The following is a 21,567-nucleotide window of genomic DNA, read 5'->3' on the forward strand; positions in this document are numbered from 1 at the left end:
GCCTGAGAGTACCGTCGGGAGTCGTGGGGGAGTCCAGCAGCGCCGCCGGAAGCGGCGCGGTCATCGGGTGAGGGACACAGATCCGTGAGTCGGGAGTGGAAGGCGTTGTGGTTGGTGTCGCTGGCCTCGGCCGCAAGTTCCCTGGACGTGACGCTGATGTTCGTGGCCTATCCCGAGATCATCGACACCTTCAGCGACACCCCGGCCACCCAGGTGTCGTGGGTGATCAGCGGCTACAACATCATGGTGGCGGCCCTGCTCATTCCGGCGGGCCGCCTGGCCGACCGGATCGGCCACCGGCGGGTGTTCCTATGGGCCATCGCCATCTTCGTCACCGGCTCAGCGGCAGTGGGGTTGGCCCCCAACGTTCCGGCCATGATCGCGGCCCGGTGCTATCAGGCCTTCGGCGGGTCCAGCCTCATCACCTCCGGTCTGGCCCTGGTGATGTCCACCCTCGGCCCCCAGCGGCGGGCCATCGCGGTAGGGGTGTGGTCCACCGTGGCCGGCGTGGTGGCCTCTCTCGCCCCCACGCTGGGGGCGCTGGCCATCGAGTTCGCCTCGTGGCGGGCTGGGTTCTTCTTGGTTGCGCCGGTGGGTGTGGCAGTGCTGGCCCGCCGGAGCCTCATCACTGAGTCGACGGCGGACGAGGATGCCGAGCTGCCCGACATGGTCGGGGTGGTGCTGGCCGGGCTCAGCACGGCCGCGCTGGTGCTGGGCATCGTCCAATTCAATGAATGGGGATCGGACGACCCCCGAGTCATTGGCGCGTTCGCGGCGGCCGTGGTGGGCATGGCGGCGTTCCTGGTTCGCTGCGGTCGGCACCCCTCACCGGTTATCGACCTGGATCTGTTCCGCCACCGGGTATTCGCGTCCACCGCGGTGGTGGCGGTGCTGGTTGGGGTGGCTTTCTTCGGCGTCTTTCTGGCGCTGGTGCAATTCCTCCGGGGGCCGTGGGGGTACTCCACGCTGGCCGCAGGACTGCTGCTCACCCCGCTGACTGCGGCATCCAGCACGGTGGGCTATGCCACCGGGCGGATCATGGAGCGATTCGGCCACCGGGTGGTCATGGTGCCCGCGGCCGGCTGCATCGCCTTGGGCTGCGTGTGGGTGGCGGTCTTTGCCGGTCCGGAGAGGGAGTGGGCGGCAGTGTGGTTCCCGGCCGCGCTGTTGATGGGTTTCGGCGTGGGCACCACGTTTCCCGGAGTCAACAGCGCCATTGCTTTTGGCGTGCCCCCCGGCCAGCTGGGGTTGGCCGCAGGCACCGTGCAGACCGTCATTCGCATCGGCGGGGCCGTCGGAGTGGCCGTCGGAGTGGCCATGTTGGGGGGCGATCTGGACGACTACGACCTGTTTTTCACCGTCTTGGCCATCGTTTGCGGGGTCGCCGGGTTGGCCGCTTTAGGCATGGTCACCCACAAGAAGGAAAATTGAGTGGAATACCCTCAACTTCTGGCGGTTATCCATAGAGGAAGCAGACAATCAAGGCAATACGAGGTGCATGCTGATGCTTGACCCCAACCGGTGGACGCTGAAGACCAGGGAGGCCTTCAACGACAGCACCGCCATGGCTCAGTCGAAGAGCCACCCCGAGGTGACCCCCGACCACTTGTTGCTGGCCATGATCGGCCAGGTCGAAGGGGTGGTGCTGCCGGTGCTGCAACGCACGGGGGTGGCGCTGCCCGAGTTGCGGGCCCAGTTGGAGGCCGCGCTCGGCCAGCTGCCGTCGGCCTATGGCACCGAGGTCCGCACATCGCGCGATCTGGTCAAGACCGTGGAAACCGCCGATGTCGCCCGCACCGAGTTGGGCGACGAATACCTGTCCACCGAACACCTATTGCTCGCCATGGCCGATCGGGTGGGGGTGGGCCGCAACCGGCTGCTGGAAGCGCTGGCCGAGGTTCGGGGGTCACATCGGGTGACCTCCACCACGCCGGAAGACTCATACCAGGCGCTGGAGAAGTACGGCCGGGATCTCACCGTGCTAGCCCGAGACGGCAAGCTCGATCCGGTGATTGGCCGGGACGAGGAGATCCGCCGGACCATCCAGGTACTGAGCCGCCGCACCAAGAACAATCCGGTGCTGATCGGCGAGCCCGGTGTGGGCAAGACCGCGATTGTGGAGGGACTGGCCCTGCGCATCGCCGACGGCGACGTGCCCGAGGGATTGAAGAACAAGAGGCTGGTGGCCCTCGACATGTCGGCCATGGTGGCCGGAGCCAAGTACCGGGGGGAGTTCGAGGAGAGGCTCAAGGCGGTTCTGAAAGAGATCACCGACGCCGACGGCGAGGTGATCACGTTCATGGATGAGCTCCACACCATCGTGGGGGCGGGGGCGGCCGAAGGGGCCATGGACGCCGGCAACATGATCAAACCCATGCTGGCCCGGGGCGAACTCCGCATGATCGGCGCCACCACGCTGGACGAGTTCCGCACCCACATCGAAAAGGACGCCGCCCTAGAGCGCCGTTTCCAGCAGGTGTACGTGGGAGAGCCGTCGGTGGAGGACGCCATCGCCATCCTGCGGGGGCTCAAGGAGCGCTATGAGGTCCACCACGGCGTCCGCATCCAGGACGCCGCCTTGGTATCGGCCGCCGTGCTGTCTGACCGATACGTGACCGGGCGGTTCCTGCCCGACAAGGCCATCGACCTGGTGGACGAGGCTGCGTCCATGCTTCGCATCGAAATCGACTCCATGCCCACGGAAATCGACGTGGTGGATCGCCGTATCCGCCAACTCGAGATCGAACAGGTGGCGCTGGCCAAGGAGTCCGATGCCGCGTCGGTCGAAAGGCTGGAGGCTCTGGAAGAGGAGCTGGCCAATCTCCGGGAAGAGCTGGCCGGTATGCAGGCCCACTGGCAATCGGAGAAGGAGGCCATCGGCCAAATCAGAACGCTGAAGGAAGAGCACGACGCTCTGAGCACCGCCCTGGACCGGGAAGTTGATCTAGAGCGAGCCGCGGAGATCCGCTACGGCAAGCTGCCCGAGCTGGAGCGCCAGATCGCCGAAGCCGATCGACGGCTGGCCGAGCTCCAAGCCGACCGGCAGATGTTGAAGGAGGAAGTGGACCCAGACGATGTGGCCGCAGTGGTGTCCCGCTGGACCGGGGTGCCGGTCACCCGCCTGATGGAAGGCGAAACCGACAAGCTGCTGCGCTTGGAATCGGTGCTGAGCCAGCGAGTGATCGGCCAAAGCGAACCAGTGCATCTGGTGGCCTCGGCCATCCGCCGCAGTCGAGCGGGGCTGTCTGATCCCAACCGGCCCATCGGATCGTTCCTGTTCATCGGCCCCACTGGCGTGGGCAAGACGGAACTGGCCCGCACGCTGGCCGACTTCTTGTTCGACGACGAGCGGGCCATGGTCCGCATCGACATGTCGGAGTACATGGAAAAGCACAGCGTGTCGCGCCTCATTGGCGCGCCACCCGGCTATGTCGGATTCGACGAGGGTGGCCAGCTGACCGAGGCCGTGCGGCGACGCCCCTACGCAGTGGTGCTGCTGGATGAGATCGAGAAGGCCCACCCGGAGGTGTTCAACGTGCTCTTGCAGCTCATGGACGACGGCCGGCTTACCGACGGCCAGGGGCGCACGGTGGACTTCACCAACGCGGTGCTGATCATGACGTCCAACCTGGCCGTGGATCCCAAGGAGTACTTCCGCCCCGAGTTCGTGAACCGCATCGATGACATCGTGACGTTCGGCGAGCTGAAACCCGAGCACCTGGCCAAAATCGTCGACCTCCAGATCGACCGACTGGCTGACCGCTTATCCGACCGCCGTATTCACCTGGTGGTGCCCGACGAGGTTCGGGCCAAGCTGGCCGCCGACGGCTACGACCCGGCCTACGGCGCCCGCCCACTCAAGCGGGTTATCCAGCGTGAGCTGGCCGATCAACTTGCCGAGGCCGTCCTCAGCGGTGCAATTGCCGAGGGAGGTACCGCGACGGCTGCTGTTGATCCTTCTGGGGAGATCAAAGTCGGCTGACATCAACGAGCCGCAACCGGGTTGGACATGAATATCCGGGTTCAACAGGGATTGGCGGTTGCACAGGGTGGATTTATACGTTTTCGTGGTGTCCGATTCCGGACGATTCACCGTCGGTTCAAATCGCGCCTTATGGGCAGTAGCGGTGAGCTTGTTGGCGCTGGCCTTGGGAGTCTCTGGAGCGAGTGCGCAGAGTGCCTCAAGGGGCGGGTTTACCAGCGAGGACATCGCGTTGCGCGACAACCTCATTTCCGCCCAGGAAACGCTGCTCAATGTCTATCGATGCCAATTCGGACTCGACATCGGTGCGGTAGCCAGCGGTTGCACCAATGGCTATCCAACCCAGGGGTTTTCTCAACCGGCGAAGTTTGAGGGGATACCCACCTCTGAAGACATTGCCGTTCGGGACCGCTTGATCGCAGTCCAAGAGGCGCTGCTGAACACCTACCGCTGCCGGTTCGACTTCGAAATCGACACCGCCATCACCCCTGGAGGCTGTCCTGGGCAAGCCAATTCGAAGCAAACTCTGTCTCTCGCCCTTGACGCTCTGGTGCGGCCCGGAGATCTTGAGGGAGGTCCTCCGCCGGGGCTGATCACGCCGAGCGGTGTGTCGGTAGCCGTTTTGGGGGTGGACGGGGAGTCTTTTCCTGTGCGACCGGACGGCGACAAGGGTGTGTCGGCTCCCGCACCGGAGGTGAACGAGGGGAGATTTGTCGTCATGACGCCGTGTGGCTCGATTTCCACAGTCAGTGCCGGACTGCCTCTTCAGGGGGTGCGTGTGGTCGTGGATCCAGGCCATGGTGGCTCCTATGACATCGGTGCGGTCGGACCCAACGGGTTGGCCGAGCACGACCTGAACCTGACCCTCAGCTATGCGATATTGAACGAGCTGTCTAGTCGGGGCATTCCTGCTGCCTCCACTCGGAATGGCCAATACGGGTCCCCGCTGTCGGTTCGATCCGCATTCGCCGACGCCCTGGGAGCTGAAGCCTTGGTCTCAATCCACCACAATGGACCAACCTTCAGCATCGGCAACCGACCGGGCACTGAGGTATACGTGCAGTCGGTGTCGGCCCAACTGGCTCGCTCGGATTCCGCTCGTCTCGGTGGGCTGCTCCATCAGGAGATCACCAACGCACTGGCAGGATTCGAAAACGTACGGTGGAGTCGGGTGCTGGATGCCGGAGTGTTGCGCGTTCTGTCTACTCGCGGAAGCGACGCCTATGGGATGATCAGCCTGCCCAATGTTCCCGCGGTCCTCGTCGAATACGGCTACCTAACCAACCGTTCCGAGGCCGCCTTGTTCGCTACCGACGAGTACATCCGCGTAGCCGCCAAAGCCACCGCCAACGCCATTGAGGCCTATCTGAACACCGACCGCTCGGGCACCGAGTCGAACCAGCGGCCGCGTGTGTTTAATCCGGCGCGGGCCCCCTCTTCCTGCAACGAGGTGTCGTTGGAATAGGGCTGGCTGGCGACGAGTCCCGTCAGTCGTCGTCTTCGAACTCTATGCCGAGTTCGGCCGCGGCCATCCGCAGGGCCGTATAGGCCTGAGCACTGGCCGGCCAGCCGGCGTAGTGGGCGATGTGGACCACCCACTCGGCCAGTTCTTTGGTGGTGAGGTCGCCCGACTCCAAGGCCGGCTTCATGTGGTGGGGCAGGATGGGGCCGTTGCCGGTGGCGGCGATGGCGGTCAGTGTGACGAGGCGCCGTTCCCGCCTCGCTAGCGCAGGGCGGCTCCACACGTCGCTGAACACCCGTTTGGTGAATCGTAGGTAGAGGTCATCGCTGTCGGGGGGATCGACCAGCATGATGTTGTTCCAAGCGACACGATCTGCTTCTTTTTTGTCCATCTGGGCAGCGTAGGGTATTGACGTGCAAATCGCCCTTATCCGCCACGGCCAACCCGAACGGGAGTGGAACACCGACAAGGTGGCCGACCCCGGCTTGAGCGAGTTGGGCAAGTGGCAAGCGGAGCGGCTGGCCGACTGGCTGGAGCATGAGCCCTTCGACCACATCATCTCTAGCACCAAGCGGCGAGCCATCGAGACCATCGAGCCGCTGGCCGCCCGGCTAGGGCTGGAGATCGAGCTGGAAGAGGACTTCACCGAGATCGACCGCAACTCCAAGGTGTACCTCCCCACCGAGCTCTTGGCGTCTGAGGGCGGTGAGTACTACGAGGCCATTCGGGCTCAGGACTACGCCGCCATCGGCTGGGACACTCCCGAGGAATTCCACAAGCGGGTGATAGCCGCCTTCGAGCGGTTGTGCGAGGCCCGACCTGGGCAGCACATTGCGGTGGCCTGCCACGGTGGGGTGGTCAATCGTGTGGTATCGGAGCTGGTGATGGCGTCAGAGCGGATCCACCTCCAGGTGTCATATTCCGGCATCTGCCGGGTGTGGGTGGATGACGATCGCCGAATGCTGATGAGCATGAATGAGACCGGCCACTGCTGCGCCACCCGTACCGAGGTCACCGGACACATGCGGGACGGGATCGTGGTCGCCCCTCAGTATTAGCGAGGAATTGCCGGCGAAGCACCCAAACTTTTGGGCCTAGAGTCTTTGGTATGCGCCGCTCGCCGCGCAGGTTGGTTCCTTTGATGGTTATGTCCGTCCCGTTGGCACTTGTTCTGCTGGGTGCGCTGCTAGTGGGGTGCGATGGTGCAGATGACAGTGCTCCGAGCGTCGAGCAAGACACTGCGTCGTCGGTAACTGCCGCCGCAACTGCCGCCGCTACAACCGCCCCTCCCACCGAAGCTCCCACCCCGACGCAAGCCGCGACCCCGGTGGCCGCTGAGGAAAATGGGGCGGAGCCAGAACCAGTCGAGCAAACACCTGTCGTCACCCCTACCGTGCCGCCGCCAACAAGCACACCGATGCCAACCGTGGCCGCGCTTCCTCCGGTTCCGACTCCGGCGGCCAGCACGGTGCGCGAGCTGTTGGCGCTGGGTCGGCCGTTGGTTATCGGCCACGCGGGCGGCGATCGCTCGTGGCCCCACTCCACCATGTACGCCTTCTCCCAGGCGGCCTACGCCGGGGTTGACGTGTTGGAGATGGATTTGCAGATGACTGCCGACCGAGTGCTGGTGGTGCACCACGACGACACCGTCGACCGCACCACCAATGCCACCGGGCGAGTTCGGGACATGACCTACGAAGAGCTTCAGGCGCTCGACAACGCCTACTGGTGGTCCGAGGAGTGGCCTAGCCACGACCTCGCCCCTGACGCCTACTCCTATCGGGGCATTCGCACTGGTGATGTCGCTCCTCCCGAGGGGTACGGTCCCGACGACTTCCGGGTGGAGACATTCCGGGCGGTGGCGCTGGCGTTTCCAGAGCATGTGCTGGACGTGGAGATCAAAACTCCCGCGGGCGACGACGGCGAGGACGACATCGACTTCATCCTTGAGATGGCGGCAGTGCTGGCTGCGGAGATTGAGGAGCTGGGCCGCACCGACTCGGTCGTGGTGGTCTCATTCCGGGACGAGGCGCTGGTCGGATTCCGGGAATTGGCACCCGAGGTTGTTACCAGCCCTGGTCAGGACTCCCTGCCGGCGTGGGCATTCGCGTCGGTCCCGCTGCACCCCAACGACCTCATCTTGCAAGTGCCGCCCACCTTCAGCGGCCTCGACGTGCTCACTCCCGACCTGCTGGGCAAAGCGGCCGACGAAGGATTGGCGGTGTGGGTGTGGCCCAACGAGGACTGGCAGGAGGATCCCGACTACTACGCCGAGCTCATCGACCTACCGGTGGACGGGGTGATCGCGGGTCGGCCCGCCGAAGCAGTTGAGCGCTTCCGAGCCGACGGCGATATCCCCTGATTCAACTTGTGAGCGGCAGGCCTGACCGCCATCTCAAGCGTGAGTCCTTTCTTCGCTTCCGCCGCGGCTGATCCCGGATTCGAGGATTGCTAGATCGGCTTGCCAGCATCCCATCAAATGCGACGGTCGGAAGCCCATCTCGGTGTTGATGGCCAGCATGGCGGCGTTGCTCTCAGCGTTGCCAGTGCGCAGTGTGGTTGCCTCGGGGGCCTCGGTGCGCAGCCGCTGCCACATCGCCGCCTTCATCCAGCGTCCGATGCCCCGGCCCCGGTAGGCGGGTAGCACGACCGTGTTCCACTGCCATGCGAAGGCAGGCCGGAAGCGGTTGACGAACACCTCGGTGGCACCCGCCGCCGACCCGTCAACGCAGATGGCCAGGATGCCCACATAGTCGATGCCGCAGGCGTCGCGGGCTTCGAAGTCGGCTCGCAGGGTGGTGGCGTCGAAAATCGTGTCTTCGATTTCGAGGTCGTCGGTAGGAGCGTCGTTCATGGCGGTGGCGGTGGCAACGAGCGCGTCGATGTGCTCATCGGGGCAGCGACCTGCCCAGTGCACTAGGTCGATGTCGTCAGGAGCGGCGTCGATCCATCGTGTCATCAGCTCGGCGTCCACCGAGGCCATGTCCAAATCCGACTCCTGCTCGGTGAAGCGCAATTCGGCACCCAAACCGGCCCAGAACGCATCGGCTTCGGGCGTGTAGTCGCCGAAGGCGATGACCGAGGTTCGGCCGTCGGCCCGGGCAATTCTCAGCAATTCGCTCAGCACTGCCTTTGATGCGTCGTTGTGGACTGGAGTTATTTCCAGTATTGCCAGCGTCTCGTTGGCAGGATCGCGGGTCAGTTCCAAGTGACCAAAGGCGACGGCCTCTCCGTCGTCGAACGCCACAAGCCGTTCGTGGTAGGCGTTATCGCTGGCGTTGTCGTCAAACGTCGCTCGCAACTCGCCGGCCGGGGTCAACGGAAGCCCCGGGTCGCGGGCGCAGTCCAGCCGCTGCTGAAGCTTCAAAGCGGCATCGAATTGGGTCTGATCGAGTTCCCGAGCATTGAGGAACTGCATCATCGGAGCCTACGGGTGCGAATGGAGATTGCCTCCGAGGTCAGCGGAGTCCGAGCGATTCCCAACTCTGGGCCAAGTCGTCGAACCACCCTTGGGCTCGGTCCATGCGCCAGCAGAACAACGACATCACCACATTGATGGTGGTAGCGCCCGCGTCGATCCAATCGGCAGCGGCGCCCATGCTGGCCTGAATGGACGGGCGGTCGTCGTTGCCGGCAACGGCGTCGATGTCGCCCTGTACGCCGAAGCCGTTAGTGCTACGGCCGGCGGCGCCGAGAGCTTCTCGTAGCCGTCCCACCCCATCGGCCACTTCTTCGACAGTGCCGTAAGGGGGTGGGATCCAGCCGTCGGCGTGTTCGACGAGGCGGGCCAGGTTGTTGGGGTGGAGCGCGCCGGCCACCCAAATGGGGATGCCGCCAGGCTGGGCTGGCTTGGGCTCGCACCAGATGTCGTCGAAGTTGACCGTGGTCGAGTGGAACGAGGCCGGGGAATCCCCCCACAGGGCCTTGCAGGCGGCAATGGAGTCGGTGAGACGCTGACCTCGCTGGTTCCAGGGGACGCCGGCGGCTTCGTACTCTTCGCGCTGCCAGCCGGTTCCGACGCCGACCTCAAGGCGGCCTTGGGACAACACGTCCATGGTGGCCAGGGTCTTGGCCAGTACTGCGGCGGGGCGCAGGGGGGCGATCAGGATCTTGGTGCTGAATCGGACTCGCTCGGTGACGGCGGCCATGTGGGCGATGGATGCCAGCGGCTCCAGCCAGGCGGTCTCGGGCGGAAAGGGGAAGGGGCCGTAGGGATAATTTTCGGTGTGCTGACCCATGACGACGTGGTCGGTGAGCATGATGCGGTCTACTCCGGCCTGCTCGGCCATCTGGGCCAGGTCGGCAATTTGGTGAAAGTTGTTGTCCCGGTAGATGGGGCCGAACGACGGCAGCGTGACTGACAGGGTTGTCATAGCTCCAGTTTGGCGGGGCGGTTGGATTAACGGTCGAGTCGGGCGTCGGGCCATCGCAGAGCCAGACGCTCGAGAGCGTCGATCACGTTGAAGAAGACAACTCCGGCCGCAGACGAGAGAGCGATTCCCGCGAACATCAGCCGGGTGTCGAGGCGATAGCTGGCTTGGATGATGACGAAGCCGATCCCCCTGTCGGCCCCAGTGAACTCGGCGACTATTGCTCCGATCACGGACAGCGTTGAAGCTACTTTCAGTCCGGCGAAAATGTAGGGCAGGGAGCTGGGAACGCGAACCCGCCAAAAGAGCGACCACTTGCTGGCCGACAAGATGCTCATAAGCTCCACAGCTTGGCTGCTGATCGACCGCAGGCCCTTAGTCGCGTTGACGAGCACGGGGAAGAAGCAGATCATGGCGGCGATCAGCACCTTAGGAGTGAGCGTGAATCCGAACCAGATCGTCAACAGTGGTGCCACTGCGACAATAGGCACGGTCTGCAAGACGATCGCCCAAGGAAAGAACACCCGCTCCAAGAACTTGGCATGGACGAACACGATCGCGGTGAAGAGGGCGACTGCGCTTCCCAGCAGGAACCCTAGAACCGCTTCGATCATGGTCCAGCGGAGATCGTCCGCCGCAAGCGACACCCCTTCGTCTCGCAGCTCCTTTCCGATTTCGGTTGGGCTCGGGTAGAGATAGGCGGGAACGTCTCGGATGTTCACCCACAGTTCCCAAGCGACGAGGCACAAAGCGAAAATCGCCAGCGAGGGCAGGGCCCGAAGCAGTACATCGGCGGTACGGCTGCGCTTTCTGGTGCCGCTCATGGCCGGTCCAGTGCCATCTCATCATCGTCAACGCCCTCGAGGAGACCTCGAAGCTCTCCGGCCAGGGCGGCAAATTCGGGTTCGTAGCGAATCTCGAGTGGTCGAGGCTTGCGGAACGGCACCTCGGCGATGCGGGTAATGCGTCCTGGTCTAGGGCTGAGCATCACGACCCGATCGGCAAGGAAGATGGCCTCTTGAATGCTGTGGGTGACGAAGAGCACGGTAGAGACGGTCTTGTTGCACACTTCAAGAAGTTGCAGGTTAAGCCTGTCTCGAGTGAACTCGTCGAGTGCCCCGAAGGGCTCGTCCATAAGCAGGGTGTTGGGTCCGTAGCTAAGCGCTCGGGCCAGAGCCACGCGTTGCTGCATGCCTCCGGAGATCTGGCCCGGGTAGTGGTTTTCGAATCCCTCTAGCCCTACGTCGCGTAGTAGTTCCCGGGCGATGTCCTTGCTGCCTGGCCCGCTGTTCGGGTTTCGGCGACCCAAGACCCGGTCCGGCAACAGGACATTTCCGAGCACTCGAAGCCATGGGAACAGTGTGGGCTGCTGGAACACGAACCCGAACTCAACGTCGCGCCTCGCTTGGTTGGGTGTCTTGCCATCTATGTCCACGTGTCCCGAAGTCGGATCCAAGAGCCCGCCCACGATGCGGAGCAGCGTCGACTTTCCGCATCCCGAGGGCCCGACAATGGCGACAAACTCTCCACTCGTGATGTGAAGGTCGATGCCATCGAGTGCAGTCACGCTCCGGCTGCCGCCGAACGTCATGCCGACGCCGTGTATTGCGATCCCCCCGCCGCCGGTCATGGCATGTCTTCGTCCGCCTCGTAGCGGGCAATCGCTTCGAGCGCCACGGCAATCGCATTCTCCCAACCGGCAATTAGGGCGTGGTTTTCGCCCTCGAAGTCGACCTCGCCTGGACGCGTGTAGTTGTACGACACTGCGCAGACCATCGCCGCGAACAAACCCCTCAAATGGGCGATGGTGAATATGGCTGAACTCTCCATCTCTACATTCGAGATGCGGTGCTCTTGGAGTTGCTCGACGAGCTCTGGTGTCTCGGCGTAGAAGGCATCGCTTGATGCGTTGACGCCCACGTGCACTTTGAACCCGCGTTCGGCGGCAATGTCTTGAGCGGCGTCGATCAGATGTCGAACGAGGAAGTGATCAGCCACCGCCGGGAATCTCGGATCGACGTAGGCGGCGCTGGTGCCGTCTAGTCGCATCGTCGCCGTATTGACAATCAGGTCGCCCCGAGCGATTTCGGGACGGTAGGCGGCACTGCTGCCGACTCGAATGAAGTGCGTTGCCCCGACGTTGGCCAGTTCTTCAACCGCAATTGCCGCGGATGGACACCCGATTCCCGTCGATGTGCCACTGACTTTGATTCCTCTGTAGAACCCGGTCACCGTTCGGTATTCGCGATGGAAGGCGATCTCGCCTGGGTTGTCCAGATGTTGGGCGATCATGAGTACCCGAGCTGGGTCGCCGGGCAACAGCACGTATTTCCCGACATCGCCTGGACTCACATGGAGGTGGTATTGGCGTGTGTGGAGCGTTCTTGCGTTCTTGTCCAGAATCGCCACGAAGGCTCCTCTCGCTTGGACCTAGAAATTGCGTGGCCAGCGCCACCGATTGCACCGGCCACGCAATTCCCGGAGGGGATTTCTCAGAAGCAGTAGTCGTCGTAGACGCCCGCTAGGTCGACGTTCGCCTCAAGGCCGCCGTACTGGCGGAGGACGTCATCGACGGTTTGCCACCGTTCGGCCGTCATCGTCCCGATTCCGTCAGCGAGAGCGGATTCGGAAAGGACACTCGGTCGAACTGCCTCAAGTGAAGCCGACTCCTTTTCGACCGTGAGGTTGTCAGGGTCGACGGCAACGACAATTTCGACCGCTTCTTCTGGATTCTCGAATGCGTATTGCCAGCCCCTGGCAATGGCGCGAGCCATCCCGCATACCACCTCAGGGTTGTCTTGCCTGAAGCTGGTGGTGGTGAACAGAGCGTTGGCCGCAGCCTGTACTCCATAGTCGTAGGGAATGAAGACATCCACTGGGAAGCCTTGCAGTTCGGCCAAAACCGGTTCGTTGGTGGAGAACACCGTCAGCAGATCAATGTCGCCCTCGAAAAGCGGGGTGAGATCGAAGCCGACCGCCACCTGGTTGAGGGAGTCTGGATCGATGCCGTTTTGAGTGAGCATGGCCTGGGTGAGCTGCCACGGGCCGCCCTCTTGGAAGCCGATGGTGGCGCCCACCAGATCGTCCAAGGACTCGAAGCCTGAAGACTCAAGCGACATGATGGCCCCCGGGTGCGCGTGAAGATAGGTCGCCACCGTGACAAGGGGAATTTCCTCGACGGACGCGAAGATGAGCGAGTTGGTGTCGTGCAGGCCGAAGTCGTCGGAGCCTGCGGCTACAAGCGTGATGCTGTTGACATCGAACCCCCCAGGATTGATGGTGACGTTCAGACCCTCTTCCTCAAAGAAGCCCTTGGCTGCGGCGACGTAGGAGCCTGCGAACTGAACGCTCGGGAACCAGGGCAGCCGCAGTGAGACGTTTCGCAATTCTTGAGGCGTGGGCTCGGGCTCTGGTTCGGCGGTTGGCTCGGGCTCTGGCTCTGGCTCAGGTTGAGGCTCGGCGGTTGGCTCGGGCTCACTGGTTGCGACAGTGGGTTCAGGCTCGCTCGATGCCGGGGCATCGTCATCATTACCGCAGGCAGAAACGGTTATGGCCAACGCAGTCAGGATCGCCAGCCAGGTGATGAGTAGTCGTCTGGGGTTCATTGGGTTTCCTTTCGGCCCAGCAATGCTGTGCACTTCATTTGGAAGGGTTATCGGCAGCCGCAAGACCGCCGGGCAACTAGCGAGGTTTGAATCGGAGCGATGTGGATTCGGCTCCGGCCGTCGATGGCATCACGGAGGTTGGCAACCGCAAGTTCTCCCAGCTCACGCGCCGGAAGGCGCGATGACGACAAGGGGGGACCCGCCAAAGATGAGAAGGGCAATTCGCCGTAGCCCATGACGCTCACGTCTTCTGGAACGCTTACCCGCATGTCTTGCAAGTGCTGAAGAGCGCCTAAGGCGAGAATGTCGCCAGCGCAAAAGATCGCTTCGGGGGGGTTGTCGAGCAGCATGAGGCTCGACGCTGCTTTGGCGCCGGCGTCCAGCGACATGTCCCCCGCGGCAATCTCAAGCTCTACGTCGGGCTCCAAGCCGGCCTCTTCGAGCGCTTGCAGGTATCCCTGACGCAGCTGGCTGCGTGAGCTCCACCCGATCGGGGTTGAGATGAAGGCCACGCGCCGATGGCCGTGGTCAAGGAGGTGTTTTGTGGCCTCCAAGGCGCCGGCCACCCGATCCACCATGATCTGATGGCCAAATTCGAGTGGGGCGCTGTCCACGAACACCAATGGCAGGTGGTCGGCGGCCATCGCCAGCGCTGCCGTCGTTTCGGCGTCATCTGGAGTCTCAAAGTGCAGTGCGATCAGTCCATCCACGCCGCGGCTCGCCATCTGGTCGACGTAGCGCGCCACTGTTCCCGCCTCGTACTGCCGCGTTTGGCAAATGATCGGTAGCCAGCCCTCGACTTCGGCCGACTGTGCCACTGCTTGGAGGAATTCGGCGTAGTAGTCCGAGAAGTGAGGAACCATGACGCCGATGGTGAATGTGGGAATGCCCGTTCGGCTCGTGCGCGCCGCATTTGCGTCAAAGCCCAATACCAGGGCTCGGCTGCCCCTCTGCATGGCAATGACCCCGTCGGCTGCGAGTTGGGCGTAGGCCGCACGCACCGTATGCACGTTCACTTCAAGGTGGTCGGCTACGTCGCTCGTTGCTGGAAGCCGGTTGCCTGCCAACAGAACTCCTGAAGCAATCCTTGATGTCAATTGTTCAGCGATCTGTGTCGCTATCGGTGTGCGTCCCGCACGATCAATTCCAAGCCGCAGGGCAAGAAGGGCATTGGCTTCAGACCTAGTCATGAGACCAAAATCTATATTTCTATAGTTCTCTAGTCAACTAGAGAACTTAGCTGCTAACAGCAGAATCAACATCTAGGGAATCTGGTCTGTCGTTACGCCCGCTGTTGATCCACCGGGTCTATGGTCTTGGCGTGTTGAGTGGCGGGACGTTTTGGGGGATGGTGGAGCGGCGGGCGGAGTTGACGCCGGATGCTCTGATGATCATCGACGACCGGGATCAGGTGCTCACGTTTGCCGAGTATCGGGATGTGGCGCTGCGGGCGGCGGCGGGGCTGGTTGAGTTGGGGGCGGGGCCGGGGGTATCGGTTTCGTGGCAGCTGCCGACATGGCCGTCCACTTTGGTGTTGCAGGCGGCGCTGGCTCGGTTGGGCGCGGTGCAGAATCCGATCATCCCGGTGTATAGGGAGCGGGAGGTGGGTTTCTGCGTTCGCCAGACTGGGGCTCAGCTGTTCTTGGTGCCGTCGGTGTGGCGGGGGTTCGACTTTCAGGCCATGGCGGAGGGGATCGCCGCTGAAGTTGACGGCCTGAATGTGGTGGTGGGTGACGGGGACTTGCCGGAGGGCGATCCATCAATGCTGGACGACATTCCTGCTCCTGAGGACCCCGAGGAGATCCGGTGGGTGTACTACACGTCGGGCACCACGTCTGATCCCAAAGGCGCCCGCCACTGCGACTCCTCGGTGATGGCGTCGGGCATCGCCATGGTGGACCGCCAGCACGTGACCGCCGACGACAAGTTCGGTCTGGCCTTTCCGTTCGCCCACATAGGCGGGGTGTCCAACCTGTCGGTGTCGTTGAGCTCGGGCTGCACCCTGGTGATTGCCGAGGCGTTCGATCCCACTGACACCACGGCGCTGTTCGCCCGTCACGATGTCACTCTGGTGGGCGGAGGCCCGGCCTTCTTCATGGCCTTTGTGGCCGAGCAGCGCAAGCAGCCTGGCCAGCCCATCCTTCCCCGGCTCCGGCTCTTCTCCGGCGGCGGGGCGCCCATGCCCGCATCCCAGCACTACGAGGTACAGGCCGAGATCGGCGGGCGGGGATGCGGCCACGCCTGGGGGATGACCGAGGCGCCGATCATCGCCCAGAACACTCCCGACGACCCCGATGAGAAGCTGGCTGAGACCGAGGGCCGGCCGCTGGCCGGGGCGGAAATCAAGGTGGTGGGCTTCGACGGCGAACCGGCTGATGTCGGAGTGGAAGGGGAGCTGTGGATCCGGGGGCCCATGGTCTGCCGGGGCTACATGGACGACGCCTTGACTGCGTCTGCGTTCGACGGAGACTGGTTCCACACTGGCGACGTCGGCTACCTGGATGCCGGGGGATATGTGACTCTCACCGGGCGGGTGAAGGACATCATCATCCGCAAGGGGGAGAACATCTCGGCTACGGAAATCGAGGATCTGCTGTTCGCCCACCCGAAGGTGCTCGACGCCGGGGTGATCGGGCTCCCCGACGAGGAGCGGGGCGAGCGGGTTTGCGCAGTCGTTGAGCTGGCCTCTGGTGCCGAGGGGCTTAACTTGCCCGAGGTAGGGGACTATTTCCGGGCGGCGGGGATCATGCCGCAAAAGATTCCGGAACAGATAGAAATCGTGGAATCGCTGCCTCGAAACGCCACCGGCAAGGTGTTGAAGCACGAGCTGCGGTCTCGATTCACAGACTGACCACTAAAGCACCTGTTTGATTCCGTGGATGGCTAAGCCGGCAAGGGCACCGATGAGGGTGCCGTTGATGCGGATGAACTGGAGGTCGCGGCCGACTCGGCGCTCGATGCGGGAGCTGGTGTCGTCGGCGTCCCAGCGGGCCACGGTGCTGCCGATCACGTTGGCTACCTCGGCTTGGGCGTGGCGGGCCAACAGGCCCACTGCGGAAACCAGCCATCTGTCCACCCGGTTCTGGAGGGTGGAGTCGCCTTGCAACGACTCACCGGCCCTAGCCAGAACCGCCTCCACCCGGGTGGCCAGTCGCTGGTTGGTTTGGAGGCGCTGGGCATAGCTCCGCAGTCCGGCGTCGATGCGAAGGCGCAGTTCGTGGTTGGGGTCGTCGGCCATGTCGGCCAGCACCCCCCGCACTCCTCGGTGGAGGCGAGTGAAGATGTGGTGATCGAGCACCTTGGGGGTATAGATGGGTGCTTCCTCCACAATGCGGTCTCGCAGCACCTCGTAGTTGTCCACCAGGAAGCGGTCAGCCCGCTGCACAGCGGCGTCGACCATTGAGCGGTGGTGGCCGCCATCGACCATCGACTCCAGTAGCCGACCCAGAGCGGGACCCGACACCAGCCCGGCATCCCCCTCTGCGGCTAGCCATCGGCCCAGAGCCTCAGCGGGGGCCCGATCGGCCACCCAGCGGGCCAAGTCGTCGGGCTCGAAAAAGTTGTCCTGCACGAACTCGCCCAAGCTGGCGCCGATGGCGTCTTTGCGCCGGGGGATGATGGCGGTGTGGGGAATGGGAATGCCCAGCGGGTGTTTGAACAGGGCAGTCACCGCGAACCAGTCGGCCAAACCGCCGATCATGGCCGCTTCGGCCGCGGCCTCCACGTAGCCGGACCAGCCGTCGCCGTCGGTGAGCAGCCGCATCACCACAAACAACACGGCGGCGGCCAGCAGCAGGCCAGTGGCCCGCCACTTGGCTCGCCGAAGCGAGGCCGGGTCGCTCAGGCGACCGTTTGAGGCATCCATGACCCGCGGATCTGCTCGGCCCACGGGTAGCGCAGCGGCTCGATGAGCTGGAACGGCCCGTCCATCCCGACATCGGTGGTGGCCGGCCGAGAGGGGGTGGCGGCCCGCAGCGCAGCCACCACCTCGGCGGGGTCGCCTTCGATCATGTGCAAGTCGATGGCGGTATCGGGGGCGAAGCGGGAAGTGAACGACACCACCGCGTGCACCCCCTCGACGGACACCGCCGCGGGGGCATAGATGGCCCGGTGCCAATGTTGATCGCCAAGGCCCCGGCGCAGCACCACATGAATATCGGTGTGGGAGATGTGGGGGATGTCGCCGGGATCGGCCTTCAGTGCGGGGTCGGCCACTGCCCAGTCGAGGGCGAGGGCGTCGCCCAGCCGCACGATCTTCTTCTCGTCGGGGAACATCCGGTCGGCTTCCACCAGCACCTCCCGGTAGTCGGTCATGGTGGCCATCACCCCGTCAACGTCGCCGCACAGCCAATAGATGGTGAGAAAGGCGCTGCGCCCGTCGGAGAACGCCTCATCGCAGCCGTCGGGCCGCAACCCCTGGTGGCTGGGCGGGGCCACGTATCGGCGGCCGTGCATCACATCGGTCAGGGCGATATTGGGGGGCAGGTGCTCCAAGTCATACCAGCGGTTCCAGTCCTCGATGGCGTCGGCGTCGCAGTCGAGACCGGCAAAGATGATTCCGGTTGTCTTCATGGATTCATGCTATGACGCTGGGGTGGATTTCCTTTTGTTGGCCGATTCCGCCATCGTCGGAAGCTGATTGGGCTGCTTGATGAATTTCGTGTCGCTGGAGGGCGGGTCGTTTCTTATGGGCACCGAGGAGGTGTGGTTTGAGGGCGACGGCGAGGGGCCGGTGCGGGAGGTGGTGCTGAGCCCTTACCAGATCGCCGCTACCGCGGTGACCAACGACGAATTCGCGTCCTTTGTCGAGGCCACCGGGTATGTAACCGTTGCTGAGCGGGAGGGGTGGTCGTTTGTGTTCGGCGGGCTGTTGCCCGACGACTTTCAGCCCACCCGAGGGGTGGTGGGGGCCGAGTGGTGGCGCCAAGTGGAGGGGGCGTGTTGGTCTCGGCCCGAGGGCCCGCAGTCGTCGGTGGAGGAACGGGGCAACCACCCGGTGGTGCATGTGTCGTGGTTCGATGCCGCGGCCTGTGCGGCCTGGTACGGGGCGCGGTTGCCCACCGAGGCCGAGTGGGAGCACGGGGCCCGGGGTGGCCTGATTCAGGCCCGATTGCCGTGGGGCGACGAGATGAGCCCTGACGGGGAGCCCCGACTGAACATTTGGGAGGGGGAATTTCCCAGCCACAACACCGCCGAGGACGGCTTTGTGGGCACCGCCCCGGTGAACCAGTACGAGCCCAACGGGTACGGGCTCTACAACTGCTCGGGCAACGTGTGGGAGTGGTGCGCCGACTGGTTCGACAACAGGTTCCCCCCTGAGCGGCCCCTGGTCGATCCGATGGGGCCGCCCCAGGGCCGGGCGAGGTCCATCCGGGGCGGCTCGTATCTTTGCCACGACTCCTACTGCAATCGCTACCGAGTGGCCGCCCGCCACGCCAACGAGCCGTCGTCCACCACCGGGCACATGGGTTTTCGTTTGGCGGCCGATGCGGGGGCCGAGGTCGGCCCGGGAGCCGGCTCCAAGATGCGCTGATCTAGGGCCGGTCGGTATCGTCGCCGCCATGAAGTTGGACTTGCTGTACGAAGTGGATGCACCCAAGCCGTGGGGAAAGCCCCATCCCTGGGGCCAGCGGGAGCGGGAGCAGAAGGCCTACAAGGACGCTGTTGAGCAGATCAAGCTGGCCGACACCTTCGGGTTCAACACCATCTGGGCGGTGGAGCACCACTTCCGCGAGGGGCGCTCGCACTGCCCGGCCTCTGAGGTGCTGCTCGGGGCCCTGTCGATGGTGACCGAGAACATCAAGATGGGCTTCGGTGTGACCCTGACCCCGTTCGGGTTCATTCCGCCGCAGCGCATCGCCGAGAAGGTGGCCACCGTCGACATCTTGTCCAACGGTCGGGCGGTGTGGGGCACCGGCCGGTCCACTCCGATGGAGCAGATCGCCTTCGGGGTCGACCGGGAACGCTCCCGAGACGACTGGCAAGAGGCCATCGAGATTGTGTGCGGTATGTGGCGGGAGGAGTACTTCGAGTACGACTCGCCCCGCTTCAAGTTCCCCAAGCGCATGGTCACCCCCAAGCCGATGCAGTATCCCCACCCGCCAGCGTGGATGGCGTGCGCCTCGGAGAACTCCGCCGCGGTGGCCGGCAAAGCAGGCATGGGCATGCTGTCGTTTTCCATCATGCAGCCGTTGGAGGCCATGGCCCGCCACATCCGCAATTACCGGGCCGCGGCCGAGAACCCCGAGCCCATCACCGACGTTACCACCAACGCCACCGCGGCCTACACCCTGGTGCACTGCGCCGACACCCCCCAGCAGGTGCTGGACAACGACGTGTGGCGCTCAGTTGAGTGGTGGTACACCAACCTGGCCCAGTTCACGTTGGACTGGGAGCTGCCCGAGCTATCACAGGAAGAGCGGGACGCAACTTTCCCGCTGCTCAAGCCGCTCATGGAAGAGGGGATCGACGATCTGATCCATCACTTCGACGAGGCCGACATGATCGTGGTGGGCGATGTGGACACCTGCTACGAGAAGATGAAGCACTACGCCGACCTCGGCGTGGATCAGCTCATCTGCTACGTGCAGTTCGGCTACCACTCCCACGAGTCGATCATGCGCACCATCGAACTCATAGGCAAAGAGATCCTCCCCGAACTCGAGAACTACACCCCCACGCTTAAGGAATCCTGAGTTCGGCGCGACCGCGTCCGGTCAGTACGGGAGGCCGACGGCTGTCGTTAGGAATTCCGTATACGGCGAAGCTATGCGGCAGGCGTCGGCAAACGACTCGATGAAGCCTGCGGTCGTGACCTCATCCTCGGAGAACGGAACCGTGGCCACGTGATCCTTGCGCTTGAGGTCTTCGATGTTCGGGTGGTCGGGGTCGAATCCCTTTGGGGGGCGCTTTAGCGAGTCTCCGGTCAGCTCGAATTCTTCGGCGAATCCGGTGGCCTGAACGGCGTGGTCCCAGCCTTGGGGATCGTCGACAATCTGCTGACGGATTCCTGCCAACGCAGCTGAGTCCGGTCGCCAGAGGCCAACTCCGGCAAACACCTCGTCGGGGGCCAGGTGTAAGTAGAAGCCCGGCGCATGGGCCGACTTGCCGGCTTCGTGGCGGAAGTGGACCGCAGCTTGGGTCTTGTAGGGGGACTTGTCCTTGGAAAAGCGGACATCGCGATAGATCCGGAACATGGATCCGCCGTTGGCTCGGGCGTCGGCGACGAAGTGCTTGCTGATCGAGTGCAGGTACGGCTCGAAGTCCTCGATGAAGTCCAGCAGGGGCTGCTTTACATGCCGCTCGTACCGTTCCTTGTGCTCTGCGAACCACTCGCGGTTGTTGTTTGCCTGCAGCTCGACGAGGAACTCGAACAATTCGTTGTCGAAGTGGGATTGCATTTTCATGCCTCTAGTCCTAGCAAGGTTCGTCGTGCATGTTTTCAGGGGCGGACTTCGACGAATCCTGCGGCGGTGAAGTCGCCGTCGAATGCCAGGGCCTCCGTTATCCGCTCTCGTCGCATGATCTCGAAGCTGACCGCATCCACATAGGAGTAGGCCCGCTCATCGTGTCGGCGCAGCCATTCCCAGGCTCGCTCGTCGATTTGGGCATCTATCGGGGCTCGGGAAACACGGCCTGACTGGTCGATAGTGTCCAGAAATCGAACAGCCGCGCCATGGTCGGCTCGGTACCTGAGCAGAGTCCACGTCTCGCCGAGCACCAGATTGGAAGTGCGGACAGGCTCGTTGTCCCTGGTCCACAAAACGGTGGCATCGGGGTGTCGCCGGTCGCGGGGAAGCAGCAGGCCGACCCAAAATGAAGTGTCTGCGAACCTCACTGGAGATAGATGGCGGCGTCGATGTCGTCGATGGGATCGATGTCTACAGATCCGATCAGGGCGTCGACGGGGTCGCTGCTCTCGGTTAGCGCATGCTCTAAGGACTGGCGCACGGCCATCCTGACTACTTCGGACCGGGACCGACCGGACCGTGCCGCCTCCGCAGTAAGGGCGTGGTCCAAATCGTCATCCATGTATAGCTGTATACGCCGCATAAGGTGAATATACACCACATTTCTTGGAGTCAGGCTGGGTATCGGGAATTCGGCCCTCCACGGGTGCTCGCGGAGAGGCGGGGTTTACGCTTGAGG

At 63.6% G+C, this 21,567-nt stretch carries 21 protein-coding genes; 8 read left to right on the forward strand and 13 right to left on the reverse strand.

What is annotated here, in order from left to right; translation table 11 throughout:
- The first annotated feature begins 84 nt into the window (after positions 1–84).
- The 3 genes from ACOGXH_RS02040 to ACOGXH_RS02050 all read left to right on the forward strand — a co-directional run bounded on the left by ACOGXH_RS02040 (position 85) and on the right by ACOGXH_RS02050 (position 5,447).
- Positions 85–1,431 (forward strand): MFS transporter, encoded by a 1,347-nt coding sequence (locus ACOGXH_RS02040; RefSeq protein ID WP_419927448.1) that lies wholly within the window; start codon positions 85–87, stop codon positions 1,429–1,431.
- A 73-nt stretch (positions 1,432–1,504) separates the two neighbouring features.
- On the forward strand, positions 1,505–3,982 hold the full coding sequence (locus ACOGXH_RS02045) for an ATP-dependent Clp protease ATP-binding subunit (protein ID WP_419927449.1): 2,478 nt from the start codon (positions 1,505–1,507) through the stop codon (positions 3,980–3,982).
- Between the two features lie 88 nt (positions 3,983–4,070).
- The gene (locus ACOGXH_RS02050) at positions 4,071–5,447 is read left to right on the forward strand and encodes an N-acetylmuramoyl-L-alanine amidase family protein (protein WP_419927450.1); all 1,377 of its coding nucleotides are present in this window, start codon (positions 4,071–4,073) and stop codon (positions 5,445–5,447) included.
- A gap of 22 nt (positions 5,448–5,469) precedes the next feature.
- Here ACOGXH_RS02050 and ACOGXH_RS02055 read toward each other — a convergent pair whose 3' ends face one another.
- Entirely contained in the window at positions 5,470–5,835 is a 366-nt protein-coding gene (locus ACOGXH_RS02055) for a carboxymuconolactone decarboxylase family protein (RefSeq protein ID WP_419927451.1), read from the reverse strand.
- Between the two features lie 22 nt (positions 5,836–5,857).
- Here ACOGXH_RS02055 and ACOGXH_RS02060 point away from each other — a divergent pair, with 22 nt between their 5' ends.
- Together ACOGXH_RS02060 and ACOGXH_RS02065 are read left to right on the forward strand one after the other, a co-directional pair.
- On the forward strand, positions 5,858–6,502 hold the full coding sequence (locus tag ACOGXH_RS02060; protein ID WP_419927452.1) for a histidine phosphatase family protein: 645 nt from the start codon (positions 5,858–5,860) through the stop codon (positions 6,500–6,502).
- 89 nt (positions 6,503–6,591) lie between these two features.
- A complete protein-coding gene (locus ACOGXH_RS02065) occupies positions 6,592–7,806 on the forward strand; it encodes a glycerophosphodiester phosphodiesterase family protein (protein WP_419927453.1) in 1,215 nt (404 codons plus the stop codon).
- A 33-nt stretch (positions 7,807–7,839) separates the two neighbouring features.
- On the opposite strand, the gene ACOGXH_RS02070 is transcribed toward ACOGXH_RS02065, so the two are convergent.
- From ACOGXH_RS02070 to ACOGXH_RS02100, 7 genes are all read right to left on the reverse strand, one after another.
- Entirely contained in the window at positions 7,840–8,865 is a 1,026-nt protein-coding gene (locus tag ACOGXH_RS02070; RefSeq protein WP_419927454.1) for a GNAT family N-acetyltransferase, read from the reverse strand.
- Positions 8,866–8,902: 37 nt separating this feature from the next.
- A complete protein-coding gene (locus tag ACOGXH_RS02075) occupies positions 8,903–9,817 on the reverse strand; it encodes a TIGR03619 family F420-dependent LLM class oxidoreductase (protein ID WP_419927455.1) in 915 nt (304 codons plus the stop codon).
- A 26-nt stretch (positions 9,818–9,843) separates the two neighbouring features.
- A complete protein-coding gene (locus ACOGXH_RS02080) occupies positions 9,844–10,638 on the reverse strand; it encodes an ABC transporter permease (protein WP_419927456.1) in 795 nt (264 codons plus the stop codon).
- Complete coding sequence (locus tag ACOGXH_RS02085) at positions 10,635–11,444, reverse strand: ABC transporter ATP-binding protein (RefSeq protein WP_419927457.1); 810 nt, start codon at positions 11,442–11,444, stop codon at positions 10,635–10,637. The genes ACOGXH_RS02080 and ACOGXH_RS02085 overlap by 4 nt, the downstream gene beginning before the upstream one ends.
- The gene (locus tag ACOGXH_RS02090; protein WP_419927458.1) at positions 11,441–12,223 is read right to left on the reverse strand and encodes a nucleoside phosphorylase; all 783 of its coding nucleotides are present in this window, start codon (positions 12,221–12,223) and stop codon (positions 11,441–11,443) included. The genes ACOGXH_RS02085 and ACOGXH_RS02090 overlap by 4 nt, the downstream gene beginning before the upstream one ends.
- 83 nt (positions 12,224–12,306) lie before the next feature.
- Positions 12,307–13,419 (reverse strand): ABC transporter substrate-binding protein, encoded by a 1,113-nt coding sequence (locus ACOGXH_RS02095; protein ID WP_419927459.1) that lies wholly within the window; start codon positions 13,417–13,419, stop codon positions 12,307–12,309.
- Positions 13,420–13,466: 47 nt separating this feature from the next.
- Complete coding sequence (locus tag ACOGXH_RS02100) at positions 13,467–14,609, reverse strand: substrate-binding domain-containing protein (RefSeq protein ID WP_419927460.1); 1,143 nt, start codon at positions 14,607–14,609, stop codon at positions 13,467–13,469.
- A gap of 131 nt (positions 14,610–14,740) precedes the next feature.
- Here ACOGXH_RS02100 and ACOGXH_RS02105 point away from each other — a divergent pair, with 131 nt between their 5' ends.
- Complete coding sequence (locus ACOGXH_RS02105) at positions 14,741–16,270, forward strand: AMP-binding protein (protein ID WP_419927461.1); 1,530 nt, start codon at positions 14,741–14,743, stop codon at positions 16,268–16,270.
- A 3-nt stretch (positions 16,271–16,273) separates the two neighbouring features.
- Here the strand turns inward: ACOGXH_RS02105 and ACOGXH_RS02110 are convergent, their stop codons facing one another.
- Positions 16,274–17,284: a DUF445 domain-containing protein gene (locus ACOGXH_RS02110; protein WP_419927462.1), complete on the reverse strand. Its 1,011-nt coding sequence runs from the start codon at positions 17,282–17,284 to the stop codon at positions 16,274–16,276.
- A complete protein-coding gene (locus ACOGXH_RS02115) occupies positions 17,260–17,991 on the reverse strand; it encodes a hypothetical protein (RefSeq protein WP_419927463.1) in 732 nt (243 codons plus the stop codon). Before ACOGXH_RS02115 ends, ACOGXH_RS02110 begins: the two co-directional genes overlap by 25 nt.
- A 79-nt stretch (positions 17,992–18,070) precedes the next feature.
- On the opposite strand from ACOGXH_RS02115, the gene ACOGXH_RS02120 reads away from it, so the two are divergent.
- Positions 18,071–18,952, forward strand: coding sequence for a formylglycine-generating enzyme family protein (locus tag ACOGXH_RS02120; RefSeq protein ID WP_419927464.1), 882 nt, complete (start codon positions 18,071–18,073; stop codon positions 18,950–18,952).
- Positions 18,953–18,980: 28 nt separating this feature from the next.
- The gene (locus ACOGXH_RS02125) at positions 18,981–20,114 is read left to right on the forward strand and encodes an LLM class flavin-dependent oxidoreductase (protein ID WP_419927465.1); all 1,134 of its coding nucleotides are present in this window, start codon (positions 18,981–18,983) and stop codon (positions 20,112–20,114) included.
- A gap of 21 nt (positions 20,115–20,135) precedes the next feature.
- Here ACOGXH_RS02125 and ACOGXH_RS02130 read toward each other — a convergent pair whose 3' ends face one another.
- The 3 genes from ACOGXH_RS02130 to ACOGXH_RS02140 are packed head-to-tail and all read right to left on the reverse strand — an operon-like array spanning position 20,136 to position 21,471.
- On the reverse strand, positions 20,136–20,825 hold the full coding sequence (locus ACOGXH_RS02130) for a DUF2461 domain-containing protein (protein WP_419927466.1): 690 nt from the start codon (positions 20,823–20,825) through the stop codon (positions 20,136–20,138).
- Positions 20,826–20,860: 35 nt separating this feature from the next.
- Entirely contained in the window at positions 20,861–21,256 is a 396-nt protein-coding gene (locus ACOGXH_RS02135; protein ID WP_419927467.1) for a type II toxin-antitoxin system VapC family toxin, read from the reverse strand.
- Positions 21,253–21,471 (reverse strand): CopG family transcriptional regulator, encoded by a 219-nt coding sequence (locus tag ACOGXH_RS02140; protein ID WP_419927468.1) that lies wholly within the window; start codon positions 21,469–21,471, stop codon positions 21,253–21,255. Before ACOGXH_RS02140 ends, ACOGXH_RS02135 begins: the two co-directional genes overlap by 4 nt.
- Positions 21,472–21,567: the final 96 nt, after the last annotated feature.

The sequence above is a fragment of the Candidatus Poriferisocius sp. genome, from assembly GCF_965208355.1.
GTDB lineage: Bacteria > Actinomycetota > Acidimicrobiia > Acidimicrobiales > Bin134 > Poriferisocius.

What these genes read in the sequence shown, in the direction of transcription:
- ACOGXH_RS02045 (WP_419927449.1), top strand. Translation starts at nt 1,505, where the DNA reads ATGCTTGACCCCAACCGGTGGACGCTGAAGACCAGGGAGGCCTTCAAC.
- ACOGXH_RS02055 (WP_419927451.1), bottom strand. Translation starts at nt 5,835, where the DNA reads ATGGACAAAAAAGAAGCAGATCGTGTCGCTTGGAACAACATCATGCTG.
- ACOGXH_RS02065 (WP_419927453.1), top strand. Translation starts at nt 6,592, where the DNA reads ATGTCCGTCCCGTTGGCACTTGTTCTGCTGGGTGCGCTGCTAGTGGGG.
- ACOGXH_RS02070 (WP_419927454.1), bottom strand. Translation starts at nt 8,865, where the DNA reads ATGATGCAGTTCCTCAATGCTCGGGAACTCGATCAGACCCAATTCGAT.
- ACOGXH_RS02075 (WP_419927455.1), bottom strand. Translation starts at nt 9,817, where the DNA reads ATGACAACCCTGTCAGTCACGCTGCCGTCGTTCGGCCCCATCTACCGG.
- ACOGXH_RS02080 (WP_419927456.1), bottom strand. Translation starts at nt 10,638, where the DNA reads ATGAGCGGCACCAGAAAGCGCAGCCGTACCGCCGATGTACTGCTTCGG.
- ACOGXH_RS02085 (WP_419927457.1), bottom strand. Translation starts at nt 11,444, where the DNA reads ATGACCGGCGGCGGGGGGATCGCAATACACGGCGTCGGCATGACGTTC.
- ACOGXH_RS02095 (WP_419927459.1), bottom strand. Translation starts at nt 13,419, where the DNA reads ATGAACCCCAGACGACTACTCATCACCTGGCTGGCGATCCTGACTGCG.
- ACOGXH_RS02100 (WP_419927460.1), bottom strand. Translation starts at nt 14,609, where the DNA reads ATGACTAGGTCTGAAGCCAATGCCCTTCTTGCCCTGCGGCTTGGAATT.
- ACOGXH_RS02110 (WP_419927462.1), bottom strand. Translation starts at nt 17,284, where the DNA reads ATGGATGCCTCAAACGGTCGCCTGAGCGACCCGGCCTCGCTTCGGCGA.
- ACOGXH_RS02115 (WP_419927463.1), bottom strand. Translation starts at nt 17,991, where the DNA reads ATGAAGACAACCGGAATCATCTTTGCCGGTCTCGACTGCGACGCCGAC.
- ACOGXH_RS02120 (WP_419927464.1), top strand. Translation starts at nt 18,071, where the DNA reads ATGAATTTCGTGTCGCTGGAGGGCGGGTCGTTTCTTATGGGCACCGAG.
- ACOGXH_RS02125 (WP_419927465.1), top strand. Translation starts at nt 18,981, where the DNA reads ATGAAGTTGGACTTGCTGTACGAAGTGGATGCACCCAAGCCGTGGGGA.
- ACOGXH_RS02130 (WP_419927466.1), bottom strand. Translation starts at nt 20,825, where the DNA reads ATGAAAATGCAATCCCACTTCGACAACGAATTGTTCGAGTTCCTCGTC.
- ACOGXH_RS02140 (WP_419927468.1), bottom strand. Translation starts at nt 21,471, where the DNA reads ATGCGGCGTATACAGCTATACATGGATGACGATTTGGACCACGCCCTT.